Consider the following 1,210-nt stretch of genomic DNA (forward strand, 5'->3'; position numbering starts at 1 on the left):
ATTCGACTTTTTGATGATATGGGCGAGATTATCTTTGATGAGATATTAGAAGCGGGTGACGTACTTTATGTACCACCAAAACTCTCGCATTTTGGGGTAGCACAAGACGACTGCCTGACGTTTTCATTTGGCTGTCGTCGTCCAAACCTTATGCAAATCATCGACAGCATGGCCGATATCGCGACCAACGACAGCGATTTATTTGTCCCAATGCTACTGCCGCAAGCGCTACAAGCATCAGGTGAACTACAAGCAGATAGCATTGGTGCGATTAAAAAACAGCTATTACAAATGCTGCAGTCTGAGCGCGGTGACGACATCATTCGTCAAACCGTGTCTGAAGTGGTGAGCAAACGTCAATACGATGCGCTGGTTCCAGAGGAGACATTGGAGACTGACGAGCTGATGCAAGCGTTATCTGATGGGGCAACACTGCAGGCAGATTATAGTAATCGCCTACTCTATAGCCAAAATGACAATGACATCACGCTATATGCCAATGGTCAACGCCTTGATGGTATCGATAAGACAACAGCGGCCATACTAATACGATTGGCAAATGGCGAGCATCTGCGTTATCAAGATGTTGCAGATGTCGATCCAGACGAGTTAAGCGAATGGCTTGAGAATGGCTGGGTGTGGCTGGATTATTCTGAGTAGCCTTTAATGAGGCTGTACAAACAGCTGACTGATACGAAATCAGCATTACATAAAAAAACCGATAACTGAGCCTTCAGATATCGGTTTTTTGTTATCTAACATATGGTTAAATCAGAAAAAAGTACGCCCAAAGACCGATTATAAAGGTGGCAATAATATTCAATACCACACCTGTACGAATCATCTCTGACTGTTTTATCAGACCAGTACCGAAGACAATTGCGTTCGGCGGCGTCGCTACCGGTAGCATAAAGGCGCACGATGCACCAATACCGATGACCAACACTAGCACCTCATGTGGCAAGCCCATCTGTTCAGCGATAGCAGCGAATACTGGCACCAATAGCGCTGCGGATGCTGTATTAGATGCAAACTCTGTTAAAAAGATAATAAATGCTGAAATTGCAATCATCACCAAAATAATAGGCGCCGAGGATAAAGCGTTAGCGACTGTTTCACCAAGCACTAACGATGCACCAGAGACTTTTAACACTGTCGATAACGCAATACCGCCACCGAATAGCATGAGTACGCCCCAGTCAGTATTATC

General features: G+C 45.0%; 2 protein-coding genes. One reads left to right on the plus strand and one right to left on the minus strand.

The features are described 5' to 3' along the window. On the plus strand, positions 1 to 660 hold a 660-nt coding region (locus ACS8FD_RS15445; RefSeq protein WP_439276497.1), incomplete at its 5' end, for a winged helix domain-containing protein. Positions 661 to 766: 106 nt separating this feature from the next. Here the strand turns inward: ACS8FD_RS15445 and ACS8FD_RS15450 are convergent. Continuing rightward, a partial coding sequence (locus ACS8FD_RS15450) for an SLC13 family permease (protein WP_439276498.1) occupies positions 767 to 1,210 on the minus strand: 444 nt, incomplete at its 5' end.

Source organism: Psychrobacter sp. 1U2 (assembly GCF_051847575.1).